This is a genomic window from Deltaproteobacteria bacterium, assembly GCA_019912665.1.
Taxonomy (GTDB): Bacteria; Desulfobacterota; GWC2-55-46; order GWC2-55-46; family GWC2-55-46; genus UBA5799.
In genome coordinates this window covers 57823-82627 of sequence record JAIOIE010000008.1, presented here as the reverse complement: position 1 = coordinate 82627, position 24805 = coordinate 57823, and the positions used below count along the sequence as shown (strand labels likewise).

The 24805-nt window shown below is 57.9% G+C and carries 25 protein-coding genes; 10 read left to right on the top strand and 15 right to left on the bottom strand.

Going from position 1 to position 24805, the window contains the following annotated elements; all coding sequences use genetic code 11:
- Positions 1-3: 3 nt before the first annotated feature.
- Positions 4-672 carry an endonuclease III gene (nth, locus tag K8I01_03105; protein ID MBZ0219411.1) on the top strand — a complete coding sequence of 223 codons (669 nt, stop codon included), beginning with the start codon at positions 4-6 and terminating at the stop codon, positions 670-672.
- 13 nt (positions 673-685) lie between these two features.
- On the opposite strand, the gene K8I01_03100 is transcribed toward nth, so the two are convergent.
- Positions 686-2455: an ABC transporter ATP-binding protein/permease gene (locus K8I01_03100; GenBank protein ID MBZ0219410.1), complete on the bottom strand. Its 1770-nt coding sequence runs from the start codon at positions 2453-2455 to the stop codon at positions 686-688.
- A gap of 174 nt (positions 2456-2629) precedes the next feature.
- On the opposite strand from K8I01_03100, the gene K8I01_03095 reads away from it, so the two are divergent.
- From K8I01_03095 to K8I01_03080, 4 genes are all read left to right on the top strand, one after another.
- Positions 2630-3607 carry an alcohol dehydrogenase catalytic domain-containing protein gene (locus K8I01_03095; protein ID MBZ0219409.1) on the top strand — a complete coding sequence of 326 codons (978 nt, stop codon included), beginning with the start codon at positions 2630-2632 and terminating at the stop codon, positions 3605-3607.
- Between the two features lie 500 nt (positions 3608-4107).
- Positions 4108-4689 carry a hypothetical protein gene (locus K8I01_03090; protein MBZ0219408.1) on the top strand — a complete coding sequence of 194 codons (582 nt, stop codon included), beginning with the start codon at positions 4108-4110 and terminating at the stop codon, positions 4687-4689.
- Positions 4690-4721: 32 nt separating this feature from the next.
- Entirely contained in the window at positions 4722-5261 is a 540-nt protein-coding gene (locus tag K8I01_03085; GenBank protein MBZ0219407.1) for a hypothetical protein, read from the top strand.
- Positions 5239-6234 carry a conjugal transfer protein TraF gene (locus K8I01_03080; GenBank protein ID MBZ0219406.1) on the top strand — a complete coding sequence of 332 codons (996 nt, stop codon included), beginning with the start codon at positions 5239-5241 and terminating at the stop codon, positions 6232-6234. Before K8I01_03085 ends, K8I01_03080 begins: the two co-directional genes overlap by 23 nt.
- Before the next feature lie 80 nt (positions 6235-6314).
- Here the strand turns inward: K8I01_03080 and hypE are convergent, their stop codons facing one another.
- From hypE to K8I01_03045, 7 genes are all read right to left on the bottom strand, one after another.
- Complete coding sequence (gene hypE, locus K8I01_03075; GenBank protein MBZ0219405.1) at positions 6315-7334, bottom strand: hydrogenase expression/formation protein HypE; 1020 nt, start codon at positions 7332-7334, stop codon at positions 6315-6317.
- Positions 7331-8422: a hydrogenase formation protein HypD gene (gene hypD, locus K8I01_03070; GenBank protein ID MBZ0219404.1), complete on the bottom strand. Its 1092-nt coding sequence runs from the start codon at positions 8420-8422 to the stop codon at positions 7331-7333. The genes hypE and hypD overlap by 4 nt, the downstream gene beginning before the upstream one ends.
- Before the next feature lie 162 nt (positions 8423-8584).
- The gene (locus tag K8I01_03065) at positions 8585-8800 is read right to left on the bottom strand and encodes a HypC/HybG/HupF family hydrogenase formation chaperone (GenBank protein ID MBZ0219403.1); all 216 of its coding nucleotides are present in this window, start codon (positions 8798-8800) and stop codon (positions 8585-8587) included.
- A gap of 7 nt (positions 8801-8807) precedes the next feature.
- The gene (gene hypF, locus K8I01_03060) at positions 8808-11078 is read right to left on the bottom strand and encodes a carbamoyltransferase HypF (GenBank protein MBZ0219402.1); all 2271 of its coding nucleotides are present in this window, start codon (positions 11076-11078) and stop codon (positions 8808-8810) included.
- Between the two features lies 1 nt (position 11079).
- Positions 11080-11742 (bottom strand): hydrogenase nickel incorporation protein HypB, encoded by a 663-nt coding sequence (gene hypB, locus K8I01_03055; protein MBZ0219401.1) that lies wholly within the window; start codon positions 11740-11742, stop codon positions 11080-11082.
- A 136-nt stretch (positions 11743-11878) separates the two neighbouring features.
- Positions 11879-12211 carry a hydrogenase maturation nickel metallochaperone HypA gene (locus tag K8I01_03050; GenBank protein MBZ0219400.1) on the bottom strand — a complete coding sequence of 111 codons (333 nt, stop codon included), beginning with the start codon at positions 12209-12211 and terminating at the stop codon, positions 11879-11881.
- 12 nt (positions 12212-12223) lie between these two features.
- Positions 12224-12721 (bottom strand): HyaD/HybD family hydrogenase maturation endopeptidase, encoded by a 498-nt coding sequence (locus K8I01_03045; GenBank protein ID MBZ0219399.1) that lies wholly within the window; start codon positions 12719-12721, stop codon positions 12224-12226.
- Positions 12722-13124: 403 nt separating this feature from the next.
- Between K8I01_03045 and K8I01_03040 the strand changes: the two genes are divergently transcribed.
- The 4 genes from K8I01_03040 to K8I01_03025 are packed head-to-tail and all read left to right on the top strand — an operon-like array spanning position 13125 to position 17730.
- On the top strand, positions 13125-14906 hold the full coding sequence (locus tag K8I01_03040; protein ID MBZ0219398.1) for a cytochrome ubiquinol oxidase subunit I: 1782 nt from the start codon (positions 13125-13127) through the stop codon (positions 14904-14906).
- Complete coding sequence (locus K8I01_03035) at positions 14899-15420, top strand: hypothetical protein (protein ID MBZ0219397.1); 522 nt, start codon at positions 14899-14901, stop codon at positions 15418-15420. The genes K8I01_03040 and K8I01_03035 overlap by 8 nt, the downstream gene beginning before the upstream one ends.
- Complete coding sequence (locus K8I01_03030) at positions 15417-16166, top strand: cytochrome c (protein MBZ0219396.1); 750 nt, start codon at positions 15417-15419, stop codon at positions 16164-16166. Before K8I01_03035 ends, K8I01_03030 begins: the two co-directional genes overlap by 4 nt.
- A gap of 1 nt (position 16167) precedes the next feature.
- Positions 16168-17730, top strand: coding sequence for a c-type cytochrome (locus tag K8I01_03025; protein ID MBZ0219395.1), 1563 nt, complete (start codon positions 16168-16170; stop codon positions 17728-17730).
- 190 nt (positions 17731-17920) lie between these two features.
- On the opposite strand, the gene K8I01_03020 is transcribed toward K8I01_03025, so the two are convergent.
- The 7 genes from K8I01_03020 to K8I01_02990 form a co-directional block, all read right to left on the bottom strand.
- Positions 17921-18121, bottom strand: coding sequence for a hypothetical protein (locus tag K8I01_03020; protein MBZ0219394.1), 201 nt, complete (start codon positions 18119-18121; stop codon positions 17921-17923).
- Entirely contained in the window at positions 18118-19329 is a 1212-nt protein-coding gene (locus tag K8I01_03015; protein MBZ0219393.1) for a radical SAM protein, read from the bottom strand. Before K8I01_03015 ends, K8I01_03020 begins: the two co-directional genes overlap by 4 nt.
- On the bottom strand, positions 19326-20501 hold the full coding sequence (locus K8I01_03010; protein MBZ0219392.1) for a universal stress protein: 1176 nt from the start codon (positions 20499-20501) through the stop codon (positions 19326-19328). Before K8I01_03010 ends, K8I01_03015 begins: the two co-directional genes overlap by 4 nt.
- An 80-nt stretch (positions 20502-20581) precedes the next feature.
- Positions 20582-20824, bottom strand: coding sequence for a hypothetical protein (locus K8I01_03005; GenBank protein MBZ0219391.1), 243 nt, complete (start codon positions 20822-20824; stop codon positions 20582-20584).
- Positions 20825-21075: 251 nt separating this feature from the next.
- Positions 21076-21759 (bottom strand): carbonic anhydrase, encoded by a 684-nt coding sequence (locus K8I01_03000; protein ID MBZ0219390.1) that lies wholly within the window; start codon positions 21757-21759, stop codon positions 21076-21078.
- 74 nt (positions 21760-21833) lie between these two features.
- Positions 21834-23090 carry an endonuclease Q family protein gene (locus tag K8I01_02995; GenBank protein MBZ0219389.1) on the bottom strand — a complete coding sequence of 419 codons (1257 nt, stop codon included), beginning with the start codon at positions 23088-23090 and terminating at the stop codon, positions 21834-21836.
- Between the two features lie 198 nt (positions 23091-23288).
- A complete protein-coding gene (locus tag K8I01_02990) occupies positions 23289-24059 on the bottom strand; it encodes an enoyl-ACP reductase (GenBank protein ID MBZ0219388.1) in 771 nt (256 codons plus the stop codon).
- A gap of 169 nt (positions 24060-24228) precedes the next feature.
- Between K8I01_02990 and K8I01_02985 the strand changes: the two genes are divergently transcribed.
- Positions 24229-24720 (top strand): ferritin family protein, encoded by a 492-nt coding sequence (locus K8I01_02985; GenBank protein ID MBZ0219387.1) that lies wholly within the window; start codon positions 24229-24231, stop codon positions 24718-24720.
- Positions 24721-24805 lie beyond the last annotated feature (85 nt).

Below are 24805 nucleotides of genomic sequence, written 5' to 3'. Positions count from 1 at the left end.
GCCGTGGACCCCAAAGATAAGGCCCGGAAGGTCCTGGACATACTCGAAAAGGAGTTTCCGGACGCCCGCACCGCCCTCGAATTCAAGAACCCGCTGGAACTCCTGATAGCGACGATCCTCTCCGCGCAGGCGACCGACAAGCTCGTAAACAAGGTGTCCGGCCCGCTCTTTAAAAAGTACAGGACCGCCTCCGACTACGCGGAGGCAAGCCTTGAAGAGCTTGAAAAGGACATAAGCTCGATAAACTTCTACCGGAACAAGGCCAAAAACATAAAGGCCTGCTGCGCGAAGCTCGAAGGGGAGTTCGGCGGCAAGGTGCCGGATACTCTCGAGTCCCTCGTGGCTCTACCGGGCGTCGGAAGGAAGACCGCCAATATAGTCCTGGGAAATGCCTACGGCAAAAACGCCCTGGCGGTCGATACGCATGTGAAGAGGGTAGCCGGTAGGCTCGGCCTCACTTCATCGGACGACCCGGATAGGATTGAGGCGGACCTTACCTCCATAATCCCTCCTGAAAGATGGACGAAAACCACCCACCTCTTTATCCTCCACGGCAGAAAAACCTGCAAGGCCGCGAACCCGGATTGCCCCAACTGCCCCATACAGGCCTACAGCGTCTATTTCAGGGAAGTATTCTCGAAAGGGAAGAAGGGTAAGAGCGGAGGAAAGTAATCCGCCCGGACCGTCAGGCCGCGCTAACGGCGAGGCCCCTGGACTGGCATTCGACGAGGCTCGCGTAATAGCCGCCTATCTTTAATAGCTCATGGTGGCTTCCGGTCTCGATGATGTTCCCGTCCTTCAAGACCATAATCCTGTCGGCGCCGACTACCGTCGAAAGCCTGTGCGCTATAACGAGGGTCGTCCGTCCCCGCATGAGGATATCGAGCGCCTGCTGGACCGCCATCTCGGATTCGGCGTCCAGGGCCGAGGTGGCCTCGTCGAGTATAAGGACCGGCGGGTCTTTTATGATCGCCCTGGCGATGCTTATCCTCTGCCGCTCGCCTGCCGAGAGGAGGCCCCCGCGCTCCCCGATGGGCGTATCATAGCCCTTTGGAAGGCGCATGACGAAATCGTGAGCGTTGGCCGACTTGGCGGCCTCGATGACCTCCTCGACCGATGCGCCGGGCTTTCCGTAGGCGATGTTGTTCATCACAGTGTCGTTAAAGAGGAGGGCGTCCTGGGAGACTACCCCTATCTTGGACCTGAGCGAGCGCTGCTTCAAATCCCTCAAGTCAGCCCCGTCTATGAATATGGCCCCTGAGCTCGGGTCGTAAAGCCTCTGCAGGAGCGCGGCGATCGTGGATTTGCCCGCGCCGCTCGGGCCGACCAGGGCCACGCACTCGCCGGGCCTGAGATGCATGCTTATATCGGTCAGTATCGGCCTATTGCCGTCGTAGCCGAAGGAGATGCCGTCGAAGAGGACGTCCCCGCGTAAAGTCCTTACAGGCACCGCATGGGGCGCATCCGACATGTGGTCGTGGGCGTCGAGAATGGAGAATATTATCCCGAGCGAGACCGTGGCCTTCCGCATGGTCTGGTACGCGCCCGTAAGCCCCTGGACCGGCGTGAAGAGGCCGGTTGCGTAGCCGAGGAAGGCGACGAGTGTTCCTGCGGTTATCTCGCCCTTTATGACGAGATAGCCTCCGGCCAGGAGGGCCGAGACCCTGGCGAGCACGCCGATTATGTTCTTGGCCGCGCCGACCCCGGTGTCGATGCCGACTCCCCGGAGCACCATCCTGTTGGCCTTTTCGACCCCGGTCATGAAACGGCGCTTCTCTGCGTCTTCCATGGCGAAGCTTTTGACAGTGAATATGCCAGTGAGGACCTCGTTAAAGCGCGAGAATATCCTCGTCCACCGCTCCATCAGCATCCGCTCCCTCTGCGTCTGCTCGTTCGCCGCCCACATTCCTATGATTGCCGGGAGCGGCGCGAAGAAGAGGACGATGAACGAGAGCTTGTGGTCGAGCCTGAACATCACCGCGAGCGAGATCAGGAGGTAGACGATACCGGGGAGGACGTTGAAGGCGATATCGGAGACCGCGCCCACGAAGCCGTTTACGCCCCTGTCGAGCTTGGTCATGATGCCCCCGACAGTCTCCTCCCTGTGGTAGGCCACGGGGAGCGCGTGCAGGCGCGCTACCGTCGCGTCGAGTATGCCGTGGTTGACCCTGAGGCGCACCTTCCAGGCGAGCCAGTTTGAGAGCCCGCCCACGCCCTCGCGCGCGAGGTTCAGGCCTATTAGCATTGCAACGCCGTAAAGGAGAGGCGAGAGCGCCCCTGTCCCGAGCTTGTCGAAGATGTATTTCATGACAAGGGGTTCGAGCGCCCCGAAGGCCGCCATCACGAGCGTAAGGGACATGATGAAGGCGAGCGCCCACCTGTGCGGGAAGATGAAGCCGAGGGCGCGGCGTGCCTGCGGAATCCAGTTGGCGTTCACTTCATGGGGGATATGCATGGGGGAGTCTACATCCTTACAAGCTCTCTACAGCATTACAGAGGCGCGTAAAGAGCGCGCCCGAAAATCGATGCATTCATGATAGGTTCATTGCAAGTACCTTAATGTGATAAAAGTCACGCCCGGTTTTTTTCCGGGTGCTTTGAATACGCGATTTTTGATATACTCCAGGACATGAACGCAATCGTTTTTGATAGCGGAAAGCTCCGTTTCGAGGTGGCGCACCCGGCGCCCGAGCCCGGGCCCGGAGAGGCGCTCATAAGGGTTACGCTCGCCGGCATATGCCGGACGGACCTTGAGATAGCCAAAGGCTACATGGGCTTTAGCGGCGTCCTCGGCCACGAGTTCGTCGGCGTCATAGAGGAATGCGCGGACGAGAGGCTAAAGGGGAAGCGCGTAACCGGGGAGATAAACATCCCCTGCGGGAGGTGCGCGTACTGCAGGCGGAGGATGGGAAACCACTGCCCGGAGAGGAAGGTGCTGGGCATACTCCGAAAGGACGGCGCGTTCGCCGGATATCTTACGCTCCCGTTCAGGAACCTTCATCCGCTGCCTGATTCCATCTCGGATGAGGAGGCGGTCTTTATCGAGCCGCTCGCTTCGGCTTACGAGATACTCGAGCAGGTGAGGGTGGACGAGGACACGAGGGTCTGCGTTCTGGGCGACGGCAGGCTGGGCTTGCTCGTTGCGCAGGTCATGTCTCAAACAGGCTGCGCTCTTTTGGCAATTGGCAGGCACGAGGAGAAGCTCTCGATACTCAAGGCGAGGGGTATACCCACGAGGACAAGTACCGAAGGGCTTACGAAGGAGCTTGACCTCGTGATAGATTGCACCGGAAGCGCGGATGGCATAAGAACGGCCATCGACCTGGTGCGGCCCGCAGGCACGGTAGTCTTGAAGACGACGGTAGCCGGAAAGTGCGAGATAGACTTGAGCCGTATCGTGGTTGATGAGATAGCCCTCATTGGCTCAAGGTGCGGCCCGTTCCAGCCCGCAATACAGGCGCTCGAGGAAAAGAGGGTTGATGTGAAGCCGCTCGTCTCGAAGGTGTTCCCTGTTGAAGAAGGGATTGAGGCGATGGGATATGCGTCGGAAAAGGGAGTCCTTAAGGTGCTCTTGAAGATGGGGCAGGCCACGCCAGCTATAACCTGAGTTGATTACATTCCCTTGAATTTGATACTTCTCATTTCCGTCAGGCCTGGCGGCCCTCCAGCAATTACGGATCAGCCTGAAAAATTCTTGGCAAATTAACTGGTGCGCTCAAGTCTCGCCTGACCAGGCGCGGTCGTGTAAGTATTTGAATTATTTTCGATTTATGTCCTTCGTCTGTTTTTCTCATGTCTGTAAATCAAAAAAACCGCAATCTGTAATCAATCTGTAAGTCCTCTCTTTATATAATGAGACGCTGTGGCCGGCAATCTGAGAACAAGATGCCCGAGGAGTACGTGAATTATTCTATAAGAGAACAAGGACGTCGGACCCGGCGCTTTTTATTCGGAGGGCCTGAGCGGCGCACATTTAAAAATAGCGGTTTTGCTGCCTCACCGAAAACGGCATGTCAGGAAAAAATACGTTTAAGAAGAAGAGTATTTCAGCCGATGTCATAGGTTGAAGATTACCACAAATAAAATCCATTTTTATGAGGAGGTCCGGTGAAAAAAACTGCCTTACTCGCTTTTTTTACTTTCCTTTTCCTGGCCGGGTGCGCCGGGATCAATTTCAGCCAGCTCAGCCCTGATGCCAAGGACTTCCACCCCAAGACGATAGCCGTAATGCCGGCCACTGTCGGGGAGCACGAGTCCAGCAGGGACATCATAGACGGGGTGGTGTCTGCGAGCCTCCTGAAGAGCAAGAGATACGATAACATCGTCGACAGCACCACTATAAAGACGCAGATATCCAACTCCACCGAGCTCGCTAACGAGCTCGCCTTTTATATCCAGAAGATTAATACGCTCGGCGTATCCGACCCCCAGTCGGTGGCGAAGCTCAGGGAGTCGATAGAGGCCGAGGCGATACTCCTCACTTATGTCAGCTCATGGGGCTACGGCAGGGCGGACGGCAACAAGGTCGCAAGAGTGGGGCTCGGGTTGAAGCTCGTCGATTCCTCAACCGGCCGCATAGTCTGGAAGGCCAGCCACGAGCTGATAGAGGAATACACCATAATCAGGCCGGACCAGGCAAAAATGGCCGACAAGCTCATGCGTATGCTCATAAAAGAGATGCCGCGCTGAAATAAAAAATAAACCGGAGGGTCGGGATAGCCGTGAAGATTGGAAAAAGACTTGTGCTTGGCGCCGCAGCCGCGCTGCTGCTGGCCGTATCATCGACAGATGCCGAATCAAGGGAATGGAGCATAGTGGGACCGAGGGCGCTCGGGATGGGGGGCGCTGGCGTAGCGGTTGCCAATGACGCGACGGCGAGCTACTGGAACCCGGCCGCCTTCGGGTTCTTCAAGGACGCCGCTGGCGGCGAGTACGGAAAAAGGAAGTGGAGCGCGGTAGTGGACGCCGGGGCAGGGGTTCAGGTCCGCAAGGACCTTGGAGAGCAGGTGGACGCGATATCGCAGATAGACTTCGATGCGCTCTTCTCCGGCGGGACCATATCCACAAACGAGATAAACGATTTTATCCAGATTGTGGACAGGCTTAAGGCCTTCGACGAAGACCCCGGCCGCGCGCTTGTCATCACCGCCAACGGTGGACTGAGGGCCCAGGCCGGGCGCTACGGGCTTAACGGATATGTCTTCTCTGAGGCGTCTCTCAGGGGGGGACCTCGACCTCTTGAACATCGGGCCGGTCGATAACTTCGACCTCAATGATTTCACGAACCCCGGCAACTACAGCTGCGGAGGTTGCGATGGCACTGTCGATAACCTTGTGCTTACGCCCGCGCAGGAAGCTGAGTTAGACACATTTCTGCAGGGCCTGGGCTGGGACGCAACCCAAAGGAGCAATTTCATAGAAATAGCCGACCAGGGCCTGAGCCTGGCCCCTCCCGGTGAAGTGCCCGACGATATCGTCGAGCAGATAAAGACGCTTGCCTCTGTCGCAGATACGGCCGCCGGAAGCGGAGGGAATACCATAGACGAGAACGAGTCTGCGCTCCTGGTGAGGGGCATAGGCGTCGCGGAGGTCCCGCTTACATACGGCAGGAAGATAAATGACGACTTCTCGGTCGGCGGCAATGTCAAGTTCATGAAGGCTCGTGTGTATAACGCGAGGGTAGAGGTGTTCGACAAGGACGTTTCTGACGTGCTCGACGAGGCTAAAGAGGATTACACCGAGAGCAACGCATTCGGGGTCGATCTCGGCGCTCTCTACCGCTTCGGTGACAAGTTGAGGTTCGGGGTCGTGGCAAGGAACGTGAACTCGCCCAAATTCGATATGAAGCCGATTTCCGGAGACCCTGCCGACAGCATAAAGGAGAAGGCGCAGGTCAGGGCCGGTGTCGCCTATAAGCCTTTCGACTTTCTTACCCTCGCGGCCGACATAGACGTCACGGAGAACGAGACGGCTGCCGCGAACGGCCTCAAATCGAGGAACCTGGGAGGAGGTGTTGAGGCGAGTATATTCAATTTCCTCAAGCTCCGGGCAGGCATCTACAAAAACCTGTCCATGGACGACATCGGCCCTGTATACACGGCCGGACTGGGTCTCAATCTTTGGCTCTTCAACATCGACCTCGGCGGCGCAGTGTCGTCAGGGACAACGACTGTGGACGGGGACGAGATACCGAAGGAGGCGAGGGCAGAGCTTGCCATCTCGGCCCTCTTCTGACCGGAGATAGTGGCTTGAATTTAAAAAGGGGCTGCGGCAAATTGGCCGGAGCCCCTTTTTTATATGTATATCGAGAAATGTCAGCAGATGCGCGGCAGCTGCTCGCCTGAGAGCATATCGAGTATCCGTTTATTCCCTATCGAGGTCTCGATAAGAACCCTGGCTTTCGGCTCTTCCTCGACTGTGCCAATAATGGCGGCGTCCCTGCCGTTCGGATGGGAGCGCATGGCCTTGAGAACCGAGTCAGCGGATTCCCTGGAGACCACAGCCACGAGCTTGCCTTCATTGGCAAGATAGAGCGGGTCAAAGCCCAGTATCTCGCAGGCCCCGCGTACCGCTTCCTTTATGGGGATGTCGTCTTCCCTCACCGATATCGAGAGCCCGGATGACGACGCGAACTCGTTAAGCACGGTCGCGAGCCCCCCTCTCGTGGGGTCGCGCATGGCCCTTACGCCCGAAGGCTCGGCGTCGAGAACGGCTTTCGCGAGGGTGTGGAGCGCGGCGCAGTCGCTCTCTACGGGCGTCTCCATCCGTATGCCTTCCCTATGGGTGAGTATCGCGATGCCGTGGTCGCCCATTGTGCCCGATACTATAACCGCGTCCCCGGCCCTTATGTTCGTGGGCGCGAGGTCAAGGGAGCCGTCGATCCTTCCTATGCCAGCGGTATTAATGAAGAGCTTGTCTCCTTTCCCGCGCTCGACCACCTTGGTGTCGCCGGTGACTATCATGACTCCGGCATCCAGGGCGGTCTTCGCCATCGAGTCAACGACCCTTTCGAGCTCGTCCATGGGAAGCCCTTCCTCTATTATGAACGAGGCGCTTAGGTATAGCGGCTCCGCGCCGCCCACGGCGAGGTCGTTTATGGTGCCGCATACGGCGAGCTTCCCGATATCCCCGCCAGGGAAGAATATGGGTTTGACGACATATGAGTCTGTCGTAAAGGCGAGCCTTCCGGCAGGGGGCGCGAAAACGGCCTGGTCGTTAAGGGGCGCAAGGAAGGGGTTGGTGAAGGCCTTTGCGAAGAGGTCCTCGACTAGCCTCCTTGAGTGGCTTCCACCGCTACCGTGGGCAAGGAGTATGGTCTTTATGTCCTTCGTCATGCGGCCCTCCTGTACTTGAAGAAGGCGGCGCAGGTGCCTTCGGACGATACCATGCACGGGCCGACTGGGAATTCCGGCGTGCAGGCTTTTGCGAAGAGCGGGCATGCATCGGGCGCTATAAGCCCCTTCAATACCGAACCGCATTTGCAGCCCTTGGGCTCCGCATCCTCACCCGGAGGTATCGAGAACCTCTTCTCCGCGTCCATGTCCGAGAACTCGTCCCGTATCCTCAAGCCGCTTCCGGGTATGTTGCCGATGCCCCTCCAGAGGCTGTCCGCGGGCTCGAAGACCCTCCGCATTACCTCCTGGGCCTTGAGGTTCCCGCCCCAGGTGACCACGCGGTCGTACTCTATCTCGATCTCCTTACGTCCCTCTTCGAGCTGCTTAACGAGCATATATATGCCCATTATGGCGTCGATGGGCTCGAAGCCGGCCACCACGCAGGGCGAACCGTATTCGGCCGCAAGGAAGCCGTAAGCGCCCGCACCGATTATCGCGGTCACATGGCCCGGACAGATGAAACCGTCTATCTCGATCTCGCCAGTGTCCATTAGAGCACGCATGGCCGGAGGGGTGAGCTTATGGAGCGACAGGACCGAAAGGTTCTTAAGGCCCCCATCCCTTGCCGCGAGCATGGTCGCGGCTACCGTCGGGACCGTAGTCTCAAAGCCGACGGCAAAGAGTACCACCTCTCGCGAGGGGTCCTCCCTTGCGATATCGAGCGCGTCAAGAGGCGAGTACACTACCCTTATGTCACCTCCCCTGGCCTTTTCCTCCTGGAGAGAGGACGCCGAGCCCGGCACCTTCATCATGTCCCCGAAGGTCGCTATGACGACGTCCCGGCGCGACCTGCTGAAATCCAAGAGACGGTTTACGTCCGCCGCAGATGTCACGCAGACAGGGCAGCCGGGTCCGGATATGAGCCGTATGTTCGGCGGGAGCGCCTCCCTTACCCCGTATCTCGAGATGGAGTGCGTGTGCGTGCCGCATATCTCCATTATGCTCACTTCATTACGGGATATCTCGCGGATCCTCCTTAGAAGCCCCTGCGCCTCTTCCCTTTTCCTGAATTCGTCAACATATTTCATTTGCCGGCAATCTCCTTTAGCAGGCTGGAAAAAGTCCAATCTGCTGCGTCGTCTTCAAAATACGTCATTACGGCGTACAATAAAAGTACGCCTCATTCCTCATTTCCTTGCATCTTGATTTGAGCAGCCTGAATGTGATTCTTTTTTTCAGCCCGGTTCAACCTATTTTTTAGAAACAGCTCTTATTAGATCAAGCGTTTCCCTTGCCTTGGCCTCGTCGACTTTCTCTATCGCGAAGCCTGCGTGGATTATGACGAAGTCTCCAGGCCGGGCCTCTTGCATGAGGCGGAGGTCAGCCTCCTTGGTCGCGCCAGCCACGTCTACCCTCGCAACGAAGCCGTTTATGTCTATTATCCTTCCCGGTATTCCGAGACACATATTCTTTTTATCTCCTTATTGTTCTTTCGATTGCGACAGCGGCCTGGCCGAGCGATATGCCCCCGTCGTTGGCCGGGACACGCTCCTGTCTATATGTTTCGAACCCCGCCCGCTTGAGCTTCCCTTCCGTAAGCTCCGAAAGGAGCCTGTTCTGGAAGACCCCGCCGCTCAGGACTATATCGTTAATGCCTGTCTCGTCTCGGAGAATTTCAGAAACCCTCAGTGCCATCCCTGCTATCGCCGAGTGGAACCTGCCTGCCATCCTGCTCTTGGGTGTCCCTGAATTAGCGTCCTTCACCAGTTCCATTATCAGCGGCCGGGTGTCTATCACAAGAGGTCCGTCCCCTTCCAGCTCGAACGGATAGGGCTCTTCCCCTTCCGATGCGATGGTTTCGAACTCTATGGCCGCCTCTGCCTCGAAGGTTATCTCGTCCCTTACCCCGGCGATGGAGGCCGCGGCGTCAAAGAGCCGTCCCATGCTCGATGTAAGGGGGGCGTTTATGCCCTTCCTGATCATCTCGGCTACAATGACGGACTTGGCCCCTATACGCTCCGCGAAGCCCCTGAGGGCGTCCGGAGAGCCGAACGAATCGAGGAGGCACGATAGCGCCATCCGCCAGGGCTCCCTTGCCGCCGTATCGCCACCGGGCAGTTTCATGTAGCGTAGATGAGCTTCCCTGGTGCAATCTTTTCTGGTTGCGATTAAAAACTCGCCGCCCCAGATGTTGCCGTCAGTGCCAAGCCCGGTGCCGTCGAAAGAGACTCCTATTACAGGGCCCGAAAGGCCGTGCTCTGCCATGGCGCTCGCTACGTGCGCGTGGTGGTGCTGGACCGATACGATCCTGTCATCAGGGATGCCGTGCTCTTTCGCGTATTCAAGCGCGAACCTGGTGCTCAGGTAATCAGGGTGGAGGTCGTGGGCGACGACAGTAGGCTCGGCCCTGAAGGTGTTCTTGAGGTTCCTCAGCGTTTCACGGTAGAACTCGAGCGCATCGAAGTTCTCGAGGTCGCCCATGTGCTGGCTCAATATCGCGTTCCTGCCCTTTGTGAGGCAGAAGGTGTTCTTGAGGAGCGCTCCTGCCGCGAAGACCTCTTCGGATTCGAGGCCAAGGTCTATGGGCTCGGGCGCATGGCCGCGCGCCCGCCTGAGCAAGGCCTTTCTGCCGGACTGCACACGGGCGATCGAATCATCCACCCTCATGTAGATGTCCCTGTCGTGTAGGAGGAAGCTATCGGCCAGACGCGAGAGCTTCTCAAGGGCTTCACTGTTCGAGATGACTATGGGCTCCTCTGAGAGGTTTCCGCTAGTCATGACAAGGGCCTTGAAGGTGGATGCGCGGAAAAGGAGGTGATGGAGCGGCGTATACGGGAGCATCACGCCGAGGCGGCTGTTCCCGGGCGCTACCGCCTCGTCTATCCCGGAAAGGGCCCTTTTTTTAAGGAGCACTATCGGCCTTGTCCGGTCAAGGAGCGCCTCCTCCTCTTTAGGTGAAATTTCACATATGAGCCTTGCCGCCCGGATATCGGGGACCATGAGCGCGAAGGGCTTGTTTGAGCGCCTTTTCCTTTCCCTGAGCATCGAAACAGCAGCGGAGTTCATAGCGTCGCAGGCCAGATGAAAGCCGCCCAGGCCTTTAACGGCCACAACGGTGCCTTCCTTGAGGAGCCTGCCTGCCTCAACGATTGCCGCGTAATTCTTTACGGCCCCGTTCCCGTGCAGCCATGTCGAGGGGCCGCAGGCCGGGCACGCGGTTGGCTGGGCGTGGAACCTCCTGTCGGCCGGGTCGTGATACTCATGCTCGCATTCCGGGCACATCGTAAATCCGGCCATGGTCGTATTGGGCCTGTCATAAGGTATGTCGAGTACGATAGAGTACCTCGGCCCGCAGTTAGTGCAGTTGATGAACGGGTATAGATGGCGCCTGTCCGAGGGGTCGAGCATCTCGCTCAGGCAGTCAGGGCAGACCGCCATGTCCGGAGAGACGAGGACGGATTTGCCGGGAACAATCCTGCTCTCGCGTATGATGAAATCATCGTATTCCGCGCCGTTCTCAAGGCGCTCTACCCTTATCGAGTCTATCCGGGCAAGGGGCGGCGGGGATTTCCTGAGCTCGTCCAGGAACGAGTCAATGGATGCGCCCTGCACCTCTATGACTACGCCTTCCGAGTCGTTCAGGCAGAATCCTTTTAGGCTGTGCCTAGATGCGAGCCCGTAGACATAGGGGCGGAAACCAACGCCCTGCACTATGCCGGTTATCTGTATTCTTGCGCTTTCCATTCTATCTCTTGTTTCGAACGCTCCCCACGAGATATCTCGCCCATTCCCCGACCCCCGCGCCTGTCCTGCAGGAGGTCTCGAATATCTTCAGGTACGGGTTTACCTTGAGAGAGTTCTCCCTGGCCCTCCTGATATCGAAATCGGTATGGGGGGCGAGGTCTGTCTTGTTTATTATCAGCGCCTCCGAGGCGCTGAATATTGCCGGGTATTTGAGGGGCTTATCGTCCCCTTCTGCGGCCGACATGACCATTACGGTCATGTCTTCGCCCAGGTCGTACTCGGCCGGGCAGACCATGTTCCCGACATTTTCTATTACAAGTAGCTCTATGCCGGTCTGTGCGAACACCCAGGGGAGCGCATGGCTTACCTGGTGGGCGTCGAGGTGACAGGCCCTGCCGGTAGTTATCTGGAGCGCGGGTATGCCGTGCTTCTCTATCCTCTTTGAATCGAAATCGCCTTCGAGGTCGCCCTCTACCACCGCGAAGCCCGCCCCTAGGGCCTTAAGCTCCGCCGCCATCCGTTCTATGAGCGAGGTTTTTCCGGCTCCGGGCGCGCTTACGATATTTATCGCGTAGATGCCCTTTTCCGAGAGGGCCTTCCTGTTCTGGGCCGCTATCTCGTCGTTTCTCGCAAGTATCTTTTCCTCTATCAGTATCTCGTGCATTTTTATAATTCCGGTCGGAACCCTGGGTTATCAAGCTCAGGGTTGAAGGACCGCCTTTCACCTTCGGGATTTTCGGCGAGTGAAGGAATATCGCCCTTTTAACTTCGCTCTCCGGATACCCTGGACTTTAGCCTAGTCAAACGCCTTCCATTGAGACTATGTCGAGCTCGTTACCGCCGGCTATTTCGACCGAGCTTCCGCCGCATCCGGGGCATGTCCTTTCGAACAGCGATATCCTGAAGACAAGTCCGCACCCTTCGCATTTGCCTGTAAGCGGCGCTTCCTCTATATCGAGGGCCGCGCCCTCGAAGGAGGTGCCCTTTATCGATGCCTCGAAGCAGAACCTGAGGGCCTCCGGCTCAACGGCCGTAAGCTCGCCCACGCGTATCCTGACGCTCCTTAGCTCCTTGAGCGCGGCCTTCTCCATCTCCGCCCTGACGGTCTCAAGGATGTTTTTTGTGATGGACATCTCGTGCATTCTTCAGCCCTTCTTCTCCACACTGAACCCGAACCTTGTAAGCTCATCTCTTATGGCTTCGGCAGCGAGCGGGACGGACCGGGCAGCCTCAGGGGTAAGCTCAATGCCCGGTGTTATGTCCCTGGGGATTATCCCGATTATGACGAGCTCGGGGCGGAGGCCCTGAAATTTCGCTATTTCGATTAAGTCTCTAAGGCCGATCTGATGGGCGCTGGTCGACTTGAGCGCGGGCCATTTGACGACCTCCTCCCCTGGTATCCGGAGGAGCTTACCGGGAGGGCCGCTTGCGGCGACCGCGTCGACCACGATGATGTGAGAGTAGTCTTTTATGTAAGAGAGAAGGCCCAGGCCCGAGGTGCCGCCGTCAAGGCAGTCAACGTCCGGGCCGAAGCCGTAGCGTTCAGAGAAATACTCTATCGCCCTTACCCCGAGTCCCTCGTCTTTCAGGAGCACGTTCCCTATCCCGAGGACAAGGGCCTTTTTCCGCTTCGCGTCAGCCATTCGCAATTGGGAGGTATCAAAGAGGCCTTAATTAATATTTTATCAAAAAAAGGGCGGCCAGGCCAATCATTAAACTCTTGTAAATACAAGGAAATCAGGATTATAATGACCCTGCCCGGGAATTCAGGAAAGAAGGAACAAAAGGACGAGCCCGGCTATTATGATGAGGTTCACGGCCGCGCCGAGGAATATCAGGATATCCGCAGGCCCGGTCTTTTTAAGGACTCGTCCAAGCATCCCCCTAGATTAATCCATGAGCATTTTTTTGTCAAACCGCGAAATATGAAAACAGTACTGGCATTCATAGCGTCGGTTTTGGGTTTCGGCGCGCTCTTTCTTGTCCTTGACCTCCTCCTATTCAATGCTCAGGGCCTGAGTTTCTTTTTTAATGGCTGAGGGATTGATGCCGCTTCCGATGAATAAGCGCCAGCTCCGGAATTTCAGTTTACTCCGCGGGCTCATCCCCGTTTTCATCCTCCTGGCTTCAGCCGCGCTCGCCCCGGACGCCCTGGCTGCAGGGTCGTCGTATGCTCCCGCCCCGGTCCTCGGCCCGGGCGACTACCCGGCTGTCAAGGCCGTGAATCCCAGGCTCGCCGTCTGGCTCGCCGCGCAGATGCACGTCTGGTTCGCGGCTTTCGTCCTCGCGGTCCCCATCTTCGTCGTGATACTCGAATGCATCGGGGTCGTAAAGAAAGACAGGCGCTACGACAGGGTCGCCTACGAGTTCCTCAGGGTGAGCATCACGGCCTTTTCGCTCACAGCCATAACGGGCGGCATACTTATTGCCGCGCTCATCGTGTTCTATCCGGACCTCATGAAGTACCTCGCCTCGATCTTCGGCCCCACGGCGATCTTTTACGCGATCTTTTTCTTTCTCGAGACCGCCGCCCTTTATACCTATTTTTACGGCTGGAAGCGCATGGCGGAAGGCCGGTTGAAGCTCCTCCACCTCGCCGTTGGCCTCGGGCTGAACCTCTCCGGCACAGGGCTCATGTTCGTGGCAAATGCATGGGTGACCTTCATGATGACGCCTTCCGGCGTGGATGCGGCGGGCGTATTCAGCGGCAATCTCTGGGAGGCCGTGAACAACCACCTCTGGAGCCCCATGAACCTACACAGGTTCATAGCGAACATAGCCTACGGCGGCTCCATAGTCGGCGCGTACGCCGCGTACAGGTTCCTCGGCGCCTCAGGCGAGGAGGAGAGGGCGCACTACGATTGGATGGGCTACACCGCAAGCCTCATCGCCATCGGCGCGCTCCTTCCGCTCCCCTTCGCGGGATACTGGCTCACCGCAGAGATATACGCCTTCAGCCAGCAGATGGGGATAACCCTCATGGGTGGGGTCTTCGCGTGGCTCTTCATCATTCAGGCCGTAATCATAGGCGCGCTCTTCCTTGCCGCCAACTACTATCTCTGGTGCGGATTCGGGAGGGGCGGCTACGGGGCGGCCTATTTTAAATATGTAAAGTACATTGCCCTGGTCGTTGCCGCCTCCTTTCTCGTCTGGTTTACCCCGCACACGCTGATACTCACGCCGTCGGAGGCGCGCGCTCTCGGCGGGCAATACCATCCGTACCTCGGGCCGCTGGGGCTGATGCCCGCCAAGAACACGGCCGTGAACATAATGCTCCTTTTCACCTTCCTGTCGTTCCTCCTCTACAGGCGGGCCCACAGGAGGCCGGCAGTTCAGTGGGTCCGTTACGGAAACGCTCTGCAGGCAGGCCTCTTTACGGCAGCGGTCGCTAACATAGCATTCCTCGGAATCTACTACGGCTATTTCACCAATACCGTCTACAAGGTCGCGTCGTCGGTCCCGCAGGTGGCGACGACCCTCTTCGTCATCGTCGCCTGCCTTGTAATCGAATGGCTTATGGCGAGAGGCGGCAAGTCTGAGGATTTCAAGTGGGGGCGCATGCCCGAGAGGAGCCAGTACGCGCTCATACTCATAGCCGTCTCGTTTACCTGGCTCATGGGGTTGATGGGGTTCGTCCGCTCGGCCATAAGGCAGCACTGGCACGTATATTCGGTAATGAAGGACGCGTCAGCCGACGCCTTTACGCCCTCCATAGCCTACGCGGCCAAGGTGGTCTCAGCGGGGACGGTGGTGTTCCTGGCCATAATCGTGTTCATATTCTGGCTCGGCGGCATGGGAAAGAGAAAGGAGGCCGGAAAAGATGGGTAGGTTTATAAAAATCACGGCTTTCAGCCTCATTATAATCGGCCTATATACCTTCTACTCGGTTTTCGTGATACCGCCCATCAACCCCGGTGAGCCTCCTTCCGAAAGCGCCGCCTCCGGCGGGCCTGCGACGATCGATGAGCTTCTGGCCCTCGGCGAGGAGGTCTATAACGGAAAAGGGGCGTGCTCGCTCTGCCACACAAAAGCCGGGGGAAGGGCTCCGGCCCTCGACGACTCGGCCCTGGTCGCAAAAGCGCGGTTTTCATCGCCGGGCTATTCCGGGAAAGCCTCTGACATAGAGAGCTACCTGTACGAGTCGCTCGTGCACCCTTCGGCCTATGTCGTTCCTGGCTACGGCGTAAGCGGCACCGAAGACCGCGTAAGCCCGATGCCTGACGTGAGAGAAAGCTCGATAGGGCTGAACGAAACTGAAATACGGGCGGTGATAGCCTTTCTCCAGAGCATCTCCGGGGTGGAGATAACGGTCGCGCTTCCGGGAGAGGGGAGAGAGGAATGAGGCTACTTAAGTTCATCGCCATAAACCTCTTCTTCTATGCGCTCCTGAAGATGCCAGGCCTCCTTGCCGGGAAGCCCATCCCGTCGAGCGTCATCACGATGTACATGTTCTTTATCGTGGTGACTGTTATTCTCGTTATGACCATCACGGACGAGGGGGCAAACGAGCTCTTCGCGCCAATAAGGTCGCTTCTGGAAGACCCCTCCAAGGCGCTCGCCAGGAATATCTTTTTCGGTCTCCTCCCCGTAGCCGCCGCGCTCTCGGTATATTATGCCGGAACCGAGCCCGGCCCTCCGTTTGAGCTCAGGAGCGCGCATCCGGCCCCGCCTGGAGCGGTGCGGGCGTACGGGAAAGTATACGAGATGGACGGGCTTGAGAACCCGCTCCGGGCGCTCGAGAAGGAAGATCCCGCGGCATTTAAAGAGATGGTGCGCGAGGGCGGGGAGGTCTATTTCAAAAACTGCTTCTTCTGCCACGGGGCCAAGCTCGACGGCAGGGGGCACTACGCCCACGCGATGGACCCGCTCCCCATGCCCTTCACCGGGAGCGACACCATTGCGCAGCTCAAGGAGTCCTACCTTTTCTGGAGGATCGTGAAAGGCGGGACGGGCCTCCCCAGGGAGGGCGGCCCGAACATCTCGGCAATGCCCGCGTGGGAGGATGAGCTTACGGAAGACGAGGTCTGGAAGGTGATTATCTTCCTCTACGATTACACCGGGAACAGGCCCAGGAGCTGGAAGGACTGAGATGGCATTCCCGATCCGTGACATAAAATTGTGTTTAAGGGGCCTTACCGTCCTCCTTATTTTAGCAGTTTCTCTTCAGTCCGCGTTTGCCTCAGACGGCGACCCGGAAAAGGGAAAGGCGCTCTATGAGAGACGGTGCTGGTGGTGCCACGGCATCGAGGGCGCTGGAGATGGACCGGCAGCCGAATTCGTGAACCCGCTTCCCAGGGACCTTACGTTCGGCCTGTACAAGTGGAAGTCCACGCCCTTTGACGAATACTCCCCCTCGGACGAGGACTTTGAAAGGATGATGGCCGGGGGCCGCCAGCACGGCGGCCTGCCAGGCTGGGACGGCATGAGCGGGACCTCGATGCCGGGGTGGGGCGATGTCATGGGCCCGGAAGGTATAAGGGATATGGCAGCCTACATGAGGTCGCTTTCAGGGCTTGAGAGGAATGAAATGCCCGCGATAAGCCTTGCCGGAAGGATACAGCCCGGCCCGGAGAGCATCGAGCGGGGCCGCGGGCTCTTCAAGGACAGGTGTGCCGAGTGCCACGGCCTTAATGGGCGGGGCGACGGGACGAAGAAATTGCGGGACGATTGGGGCGCAAGGACCTGGCCTAGGGACCTCACAAAGGGTTGGACCTTCAGGGCAGGGACGAGGCCCGAGGACATCTACACGCGGGTGACGGTCGGCATACCGGGCACCCAGATGCCGAGCTTCGCGGACCCGTCCTCAAAAAAGGCAATGACCGAAGAGGAGAGGTGGGATGTGGCTAACTATGCCGCCTCGCTTGACGAGCCTTCGCGAAGGACAGTGCCTGAAATGATAATAAGGGCCGTAAAGGTGGAGGGGAGCCTGCCCCTTGCGCACTCGCACAAGCTCTGGGATTCCGCGCCCGAGGCCAACTACTTCCTATTTCCGCAGATAATAGCCGGGGAGAAGGCATTTACGCCTTCGCTCAATTCGATTTCGGTAAAGGCCCTCCATAACGGGAAAGAAGCGGCCTTCCTCCTCGAATGGAACGACCCGACCAACTCGAGGCCGTGGGACACCAAGTCCATTGAGATCGCAGACGGTCCGTTATTCCCGGACGGCGCGGCTATCCAGTTCCCCGCTGGCGAGGTCAAGGGCGGAAGGCCGTACTTCGGCATGGGCGACGGAAGGAAGCCCGTCGTGATATGGCACTGGAGGAGCCCTGAAAGTGAATCGGGAGAAGAGGCTTTCGAGGTCATGGAGGCAAAGGGCTTTGAGCGCATTGAGCGGAAGACGTTATCCGAAGCCGACGGCTTCGTGGCCAGCGGCACATACGACAACGGCAGGTGGCGGGTCGTCATGAAAGGCCTGCTCAATCATGAAAACGGCCCCCTTTTCGAAGAAGGCTTGTTCACTCCGGTAGCGTTCGCCCTGTGGGACGGCTCCAACGGCGACAGCAAAGGAAAGCACGTAATGACCGGTTGGGAATGGGTGAGGCTTGAAAAGGAAACCAGCGGCCCGTCATACATGTGGCCTCTTGCTGCCGGAGGCTTCGTCCTCGCAGCCGAGATGTTCTGGCTTTTCCTCGGAAGGGGTAGAAAGGATTGAAGGGACTGCGGAAGACTGGGGGGGAACCTTTCTGTAGAAAGTTTCCCCCAGACCCCCTCCAAAGACTTTTAGTTCCTGGGAGAAGCCCCAAATCGGGGGTTCTCCCAGGAAGAACTGAAAGTTTTTTGGAGAGAGTCAGAGAGAACCTTTTTTACAAAAAAGGTTCTCTCAAGTAGTATACGGCAGTCCTTCAGCCTTTTTGTCCTTTTCGGGAGCCGAAGGCAATGAGGGCGGCGCCTGCGGCGGCCATTAGGATGTAGAAGGGGTCGAGTGGCGAGGCGGCCCTTGCGTTGAGGAGGATGTTCACGAGGCCCAGGGAGACGAGGGCAGCTCCGAGGAACCGGGGCGCTGCCCCCTTTTTATATCTGCGGTTTTCTGTATCCCCGGTCATCTTCCTGCCTTTTCCCGGAGATCCTTCATCAGCTCAGGGGTGATTACCTTTATGCCTTTATTAGAGGCATAACGCTCGAGCCCTTTTTTTATCATGGGCCTGATGAATGCCGGGATATTTTCAAGCCTTTCCTCGGCATCCGGGCTCCATGCGGGCGGGGCGGTTGCCTCTTTTTTAATGCCCTTCGGCTCGTGCATGCACCAGGGGTCTTCGGCCATGAGGTCTCCGGTAGCGGCGAGGGCCCTTGCCCTGCAGCCGCCGCAGGAGTCCGAATATTCGCATTCCGCGCACCTGCCCTTGTAGGCGGGGTTCCGCAGCATCTTGAATGCCGGATCGTTTTCCCAGATCTCCGAGAGCGTTTTTTCCCTGAGGCTGGGCGAGCCTTCGCGGACGGGTATATAGGGGCAGGGGGTGACGAAGCCCTCGGGTGATATCCTGATATACCCCCTTCCGGCTATGCAGCCGCTTGTGCCGCCTTTAAAAAGCGCGCTATCCGGGTCGGACTCCCCGGCCACCCGTACAAGGTGCGGGGCGCACCGCGCCCTGACCATTACCCTCCCCCTGTATTCCTCCTCTTTGGCGGCAATGGAGCTGAGCGCGGATTCGTACTCCGCGGGGGACAGGTCGGTTGCCTTCTGGCCGCGCCCGGTGCACACGAGGAAAAAGAAATTGACCGCCTTTGCTCCCGCGCCTTCGGCGAACTCGACAAAGGCCGGAATCTCACTCATGTTTTCTTTTGTGAGCGTGAACTGGAGCTGGAAAGAAAGGGTAGACCTGGTCAATGCCTCTATGCCCGTGACGGTCTTTGTCCATGCGCCTTCGACCCCGCGGATGCGGTCGTGGAGAGCGGGCGTAAGCGAGTCGAGGCTTACCCCAATGCCCTGCACGCCCGAGCCGAGGAGCCTTTTTATAATTTCGTCCGAGAGGAGGGTCCCGTTCGTGCCGACAACCGGGGAGAGCCCCAAAGATGATGCGCGGCCTGCAAGCTGGAATATATCATCCCTCAAGAGCGGCTCGCCGCCCGTGAGGACGAGCATGCAGCCAGGCGAGAGGCTTCCTATCTGGCCGATATAGGAGAGGGCCTCATCTGTAGGGACGGCGTCGGCCCCGGAGAGCTCGCAGGCATCAAGGTAGCAGTGGCCGCAAAGGAGGTTGCATCTTTTGGTTACGTTCCAGGAGATGAGGAAAGGAGGTGCCGGTGCGCTCATCCTTCGATATTCTTTCTCACCCTGCGCATGAATTCAGGAGTTATCTCCGCCACACCCTCTTTCCGCGCAGCGTCCTCGACCATGCCCTTCACGATGCCGCTTGCGAATTTGGGTATGCGGGAAAGTATTTCGAGGGCGTCTTCAGTCCAGGCCGGGGCGGTTTTCGGGGCTGCGGGCGCGGGCGCGAACTCTCTCGCCGAGACGAGCACGTGGCAGGGGACTTCCCTCAGGCAGTTCTCGGCAGTCGAGCCTATGTCCAGCCCTTCGACTGCGTGCGCGCCGGTCCTCCCCAGTACGAGGAGGAATGGGCTTGCGTTCCGCGCGTATTTGATTATTTCGTCCGAGGCCTTCCCGGAAAGGAGTGTCGTTTTTATTTTTTTTCCTTTTGAGGCGGCCAGCCTTTCGGCGGTCTCGAGGTGGCCCCTGTAGATACGGGCCAGGCCCTTGTCTATTATCTCGTCATGGAGCCTTTCCTGCTCCCTGAACCTGAAGAGCCGCCCGGCCTCTTCGGTAAGGACGCCTGCTATTGAACGGAACGCCGCCTGGTGGAACATGGGGTCGAAAGCGCTTACTGCCTCCACCTCGAAGCCGAATACATCGGAGAGTTCGAGGGCGGTAAGGAGACCGCCGAAAGAGGCCGGACTTCCGTCTACGGCTGCTATTATGCCCCGGCCCGTCTCGAAGCGTTCCTGCGAGACGAGGACGTCTTTCCGGACCCTCCGGACGACCCTCTCGGCAACGCTCCCGATCCTGCTCGTGCCGGTCCTCCCGAGGCCCATAAGTCCCATGACCACGAGGTCGTAGCCGGTTTCGTCGGCTTCCCTGACAATTTCCTCGAAGTTTTTTCCTTCCCTGCTTACGCCTCCGGCATCAATCCCGGAGCATCTTGCCCTGGCCTGGAAGACTGCCATGTACGAATCGGATATTATCTCGAGGCCCCTGGTTATGAGGGTATCATGGACCTCGCGGGTCTTCTTGAGGTCGTCCTCCTTCCGGTAGGCCTCAGGCAGCCCGTCTTCCATCTCGATAAAGCGGGAGTTGTGGAGCCTTGCCGCGTAAACGTGGCATCCGGTAAGGCGGGCATCCCATGAGCGCGCAAGCGCGATAGCGAGGTCGGCCCCGGCATTGGAGTGGTCGGAATTATCAAGGCAGACGAGTATATTACGGTACATACGCCCATATTTTATCCCAACCGCGTTCCGGTGAAAAGGTTTTAATTCCAGCTCTCTGCCAGGGATAGGGCCTGGCGCCCCTATTCCCGTATCACCCAGAGGGCGTAAAGGCAGAGCAGGATCGCCGCTATAAGGGGGAGGCTTATGATGTGGATCTTTATGAACTCCACTAGGGAGGCGTAGAAGGCTTCCTCGACCGTGAAGGTAACGGGGTAGGAGGACTTGAAATAATCTATCTCTTTAAGGGAGAGGTAGGAAACCGCCCCGATTAGGACCATGCAGGCTGCTATTACGGCTGTAAGGAGCGGCCTTAATATTTTCACCTAGCTGCCTCTTTGCCTTTTTAGTAGGCTGCTCAAAAAGCCCAATCTGCTGCGTCGTCTTCAAAATTGGACACTCCGGCGTACAAGTAAAGTACGCCTCATTCCTCATTTTTCGACTCCTTGCATCTTGAGCTTTTTGAGCAGCCTGCATGAGATTTCGAGTTTCTTAGCAATCTGTTAGATGAGTATAGCCGAAAGGAGGGCGTGGCGGCAAAGGGGGCCTGAAAAATCATGCAAAAGTGAGGCGGGTGTCAGGGCATATCCTTGCATTCCTCCTCGCCGGAGCACGGCGCGCCGTATTCCTCGCACTTGCATTCGATCTTCTCGTAGGCCCCGGTCTCTTCGTTATAGGCGTGGACGATCCCGGAGCCTATCCCATAGTACCAGCCGTGGAGCCTTAATTTACCTTCCTGCATGGCCCGGGCAACGAGCGGATAGGTCTTGAGATTTTCGAGCTGCTGGATAATGTGCTTCTTGGCCGTCATCTCCATCTTCGAGGCGTACGAAGGGTCGTTATTGTGCTTCAGGACGTAGTCCTTCACGCCGGATGCGGTCTTTATCCATTCCTGCAGGTTGTCCATGGAGGCAAGTTCTTTCTCGTCGCACCAGAGGGCGTTCAAGGCGCCGCAGTCCGAGTGGCCGCATACGACTATATCGGTTATCTGCAGTTTTATGAGTGCGAACTCTATTGCGGCCGCGGTGCAGGTCTTTTTAGCGGCGCCGTCATTCGTGGGGACCATGTTCCCCACGTTCTTGATGACGAAGAGGTCGCCGGGCTTGCTTTGCGTGAGGAGGTTCGGGTCCACGCGCGCGTCCGAGCATGCGATGAAGAGGATGTCAGGGGACTGCCCCTTCCCTATTTTCTTGAAGAGGTCCTGTTCCTGCTTGTAGAAGGTCTGCTGAAACTTGCGTATGCCTTTGTAGAGCCTGTCCATGTGAACCTCCCTGCCTGGAATTTGGTTTGAGCGCAGGGCTCTAGTTAACGGCCCTCTTTCGACGCGCTAAGGGATCAGAAGAGGGACGGATGGTGCTCCGCGTCCTTCTCTTCCGTGGCCTCGTGGCCGAAGATGCTGATGCGCCCGAACTCCCCATCGAAGCCGGGGGTTATGGAAATATCGCCCTCCCTTACTTTCATTATGGCGGAGGCGACCCTGTCTCCGGCGGCCTCCCTTATCTCGCTCTCTTCCATGTCCAAAAGGTAGCTGAACTCGGGCGCCAGCGCCGTAAGCCTCCTGTATTCGCGCTGTACTTTCTGGCTCCCGACCCCTACTCCCATGGCCTCTGAAAGGATCTCCTCCAGGGGCACGAGGCGCCTTGCCGGGATAGCGTTCTCCGGCCGCACTCCCTCCGGCCTATCGGCAAGCTCCTCGACCCTGGATAGCACCCCTACCGTGAGGGGCTTCCCGCAGGACGGGCAGATGCCTGAAAGGGCCTTTGTTTCGGCGGGCTTAAGCCTCACGCCGCAGGCCCGATGGCCATCCGAATGGTACTTGCCTTCCTCCGGGAAGAACTCCACGGTGAAGAGGAACCTCGATTTGTCCTTTTTTAAAAGGATATCTCTTATTTCAAAATAGTCCATAGGGCAGTCGAAGACGTTCGCCTCCCTGCCGAGCTTGGAGGGGGAGTGGGCGTCCGAGTTGGATATGAGGGCTATACGATCGAGGGCCGAGACCCTCCAGTTCATCTCCGGGTCGGAGGATAGCCCTGTCTCTATGGCGTGTATGTGCCTTGAATACTCTCCGAAGCATTCCTCGATGGAGCCGAAGCCTGATTTCGAGCCGAAGATGGAGAACCAGGGCGTCCACGCGTGCGCGGGTACGAGCATCGCCTCGGGCGAGGCGTCGAAAACGAGCTTCGCCAGGTCCTTTGCCGAAAAGCCGAAAATCGGCCTGCCGTCTGAGCTTATGTTACCCAGGGACTTGAATGCGGCGTTCATCTTCCTGGCCGCCTCAATGCTCGGCGAGAATATAAGGCTGTGGACCTTCCTGGTCCGGCCGCCCTGCGAGAAGATATTGGATACTTCCGCCGTAAGCATGAAATGGACCTGGTCCTCGCCCGGCTTTCCCTTGAGCGCGAAAAGACCGCTCCCGGCCGGTTCGAGCTTCTCCTCTATCGAGGCGAAATGGGCCGGGTGGGTGAAGTCGCCGGTGCCCAAAAGGCCGATGCCCTTGAGCTTCGCCCAGGACGCGACGGATTCGAGGGCCATATCCCTGCTCGTGGCCCTCGAATATTTGCTGTGTATGTGCAGGTCGGCTATGATGCGCATGGCTTCTTGTCCGGTCGGGTGCGGTCTCCGGGCCCAAAGCCCCTAGCAAGTTGCTTAAAAAGCCCAATCTGCTTTGTCGTCTTCAAAATTGGACACTCCGGCGTACAAAAAAGTACGCCTCATTCCTCATTTCTCGACTCCTCGCATCTCGGACTTTTTAAGCAGCCTGTACATGGTTTTGAGTTTTTCAGCAAGCTGCTAAATGCCCATTATGCTGTAGCCCGAGTCCACGTGGATTATCTCTCCGGTCACTCCGCTCGACAGGTCAGAGATAAGGTACAGGGCCGTGCCGGCGACGTCCGCCTGCGTTACGTTCCTCTTCATCGGGGCCTTGGCCTCGACGACGTCGAGTATCTGCTTGAAGCCCGAGATCCCTGCGGCGGCCAGGGTCTTTATCGGGCCCGCGGATATGGTGTTCACCCTTATGCCGCGCGGCCCGAGGTCGGCGGCAAGGTAGCGGGAGCTCGCCTCGAGCGCCGCTTTGGCCACACCCATGACATTGTAGTTCGCGACTACTTTCTCGCTACCGTAGTAGCTAAGGCTCACGATGGAGCCGGGCCTGCCTTCCATGAGGGGGGCCGAGGCCCTGGCGAGCGCGACGAGGGAGAAGGCGCTTACGTCGAGCGCGAGCCTGAAGCCGTCCCTCGACGTGGTGAGAAATTCGCCCTTGAGCTCCTCTTTTTTCGCGAATGCGACCGAATGGACCAGGGCGTCAAGCCCGCCCCATTCGTTACGGATGGTCTGGAATACGGACTCTATCTGCCCGTCGTCGGTTACGTCGCAAGGGAGAATTAGCTTCGAGCCGAGCGATTCGGCGAGCGGCCTGACCCTCGACTCGAGCGCCTCCCCGGCATACGTAAAAGCCAGGTCCATCCCCTCCCTTTTGAGGGCCTCGGCTATAGCCCAGGCTATGCTCCTGTCGTTCGCGACCCCGAAGATTACACCTTTCCTGCCGTCGAGCAAACCCATATGAACCACCCCCTGGAAAGTAGACTGCCGTAAGCCGGGGTTAAGCGGCTTGTAAAAGCAGCATTACTTCTTACCATTAAACCGCCCGTCCTTTCAACAGGTTTTCGTTTGCCCGGAAGGGGCAATTACGATAAACTCATAACAGAGCGCCCGAAGGAGGTATCTCATAATGTTCGAGCATATCGAGGAAAAGGAAGCGGTAAAGACGGCGGCCCTGATAGAGGTAAACGGCTACATGTTCTACAAGCTCCTCGCCGAGAAGACCGCGAACAGGGAGGCGAAGGCGATATTAAAAAAGCTCGCCGATGACGAAAAGAGGCACCTGAAGATCATAGAGACGAAGTTCTTCCCGGAGGCCGGGTTCAGGGACCAGATAACGGAAGAGGAGATAGAGATAGAGGATTACATCGAGAAGGAGGGCAGGGCCGACATGTTCACCAGGCGCATAAACGTCGACGAGCTGGTGCGCTCGCTAGACGACCCCAGGAAAGCGCTCCTCCTGGCCCTTGAAACCGAAAAGCACTCGGTCCGCTATTTCGAGAGCCTCTCGGCCTTCTCAGAGACCGAGGAGGGAAAGCGCATGTACAACGAGCTCGCGGACGAGGAGAGGTCCCATGTGAGCCAGATAGAGGCCATGCTCGCCGACGGGTCCGGACATTAAAAAATCCGAAAGCATCTCTCTTCAATGTCGGGCTGAATAGCGCAGTTTTTTTAACTGTTTTGGCCTTTCCGTGTTATCCCAATAA